This is a genomic window from Vibrio sp. M260118 (assembly GCF_036533755.1).
Lineage (GTDB): Bacteria > Pseudomonadota > Gammaproteobacteria > Enterobacterales > Vibrionaceae > Vibrio.
Genome location: NZ_JATABG010000523.1, coordinates 1 through 1844 on the forward strand (window position 1 = coordinate 1; position 1844 = coordinate 1844).

General features: G+C 43.0%; 3 protein-coding genes. All 3 read left to right on the forward strand.

The annotated features are described in order from the left end of the window. A partial coding sequence (pflA, locus tag QTO00_RS19140) for a pyruvate formate-lyase-activating protein (protein WP_331426166.1) occupies positions 1 to 585 on the forward strand: 585 nt, incomplete at its 5' end. Between the two features lie 66 nt (positions 586 to 651). Beyond that, positions 652 to 1314, forward strand: coding sequence for an energy-coupling factor ABC transporter permease (locus QTO00_RS19145; protein WP_331426167.1), 663 nt, complete (start codon positions 652 to 654; stop codon positions 1312 to 1314). A gap of 128 nt (positions 1315 to 1442) precedes the next feature. Then, a partial coding sequence (locus tag QTO00_RS19150; RefSeq protein WP_331426168.1) for a YfbU family protein occupies positions 1443 to 1844 on the forward strand: 402 nt, incomplete at its 3' end.

Sequence of the window (1844 nt, forward strand, 5' to 3'; positions counted from 1 at the left end):
GTTGATGAGATCATAAATGAAGCAAAATCCTACCGTCATTTCATGAATGCTTCGGGGGGTGGTGTCACTTGTTCAGGGGGGGAAGCAATGCTTCAACCCGAATTCGTGCGTGACTTTTTCCGCGCGGCACGCGAACAAGGTATCCACACTTGCTTGGATACAAATGGCTACATTCGCAAGCACACCGATGTAATCGATGAAGTGCTAGAAGCGACAGATTTAGTCATGCTGGATCTCAAGCATATGAAGGATGAAATTCACCAAGACTTTATCGGCGTATCTAACAAACGTACGCTTGATTTCGCTCGCTACCTGCACAAGATTGGCCAAAAAACATGGATTCGCTACGTTGTTGTACCGGGTTACACTGATGATGAAGAAGCGGCTCATATGCTTGGCGACTTTATCAAAGATATGGACAACGTTGAAAAGGTTGAACTGCTTCCATACCACAAGCTAGGGGCGCACAAGTGGGAAGCGCTAGGATTAGAATACGAACTAGAAGGCATTGACCCGCCCTCAAAAGAAACCATGGATAAGATCGTATCAATTCTTGAACAGTATCACTCTAACATTAAATACTGATACCACTTACCTGCCAGATCGTAAAAAATACCAACCCTATCGGTTGGTATTTTTTTGAGGTCCAAGGTGGAACTACATCAATTACTTGCACTTGCTATTGCCATTATCACAATGCCATATATATGGCGTGACGTTAAGCTTGTGTTCCTGCCAAAACTGAGAGCTGAACGCTCATTTCAACACATCACCTATGCCATCATTTTTGCTTTACTCATTCTATGGTCTGCTGATGCCGGAGTAAAAGAAGGGCTATCGATTCATTTTCTTGGTATTACCGCTCTGACATTAATGTATGGTTGGCAAAGCGCATTCGCTCTCTCTATTGTGATCACTCTACTGATGGCCATTATTGGTGAACTGACCTTCTTTGCCGTACCCGAATACTTACTGATGTCATGTTTACTCCCTATCTCAATCAGTTACGTAACCTTTTGGGCCAGCTATAGTTATCTTCCCCGCAACATTTTCGTGTTTATTTTTGTCGCAGGCTTTCTCAATGGTGGGCTTACAGGCACCTTACACCTGTTCAGCAATTCGACCTATCTACTCGCGACTACCGAGTACGATTGGCAAACCATCTATGACAATTATCTAATATTTACTCCGCTACTCGCCTTCCCCGAAGGGTTGCTCAATGGTATGACAACCGCCGTTCTGACTGTCTTTAAACCGGAATTAGTCCGTGTTTTTTCTGATCGAGACTATATCTACAATCACTATCACAAATAGGATCGCCTTTTGTTACGCAAAGTTTGTACTTTTCATATTAAATATGTGTTGAGATCATGTTTCACCGTCAAAGGAACAGATAACCTAAGCACAATAAAAATGTATTAGATAATTTTAGTGAGGCCAGCATGGAAATGACAAACGCTCAACGTTTGATCCTATCGAACCAGTATTATTTGATGAAGCAACTCGACCAAGAGAATGCAGCAAAATACCAACGTTTACAGACCATCGTAGAACGTGGTTATGAGCTCCAAATGAGTGAGCTAAACAAAGACTTTGGCTGCCTAGTAGAAGCAGAGTGTCGAGAAGTCATCGATATCATGGAAATGTACCACGCGATGCAAGAGTCAAACAAAATGCTGTCACAGCAAGAGCAAAATGATGTCGACCAACGCCGTTTGAATTTCTTAGGCTTTGATATCGCCACTGAAGCTCAACTAGTGAATTACGTACGTTTCCTTGTTGATTCAGAAGGCCTTTACCCTCAGTTCAGCAAAGGCGATCACCACTTCAACGCGCAGATGCCA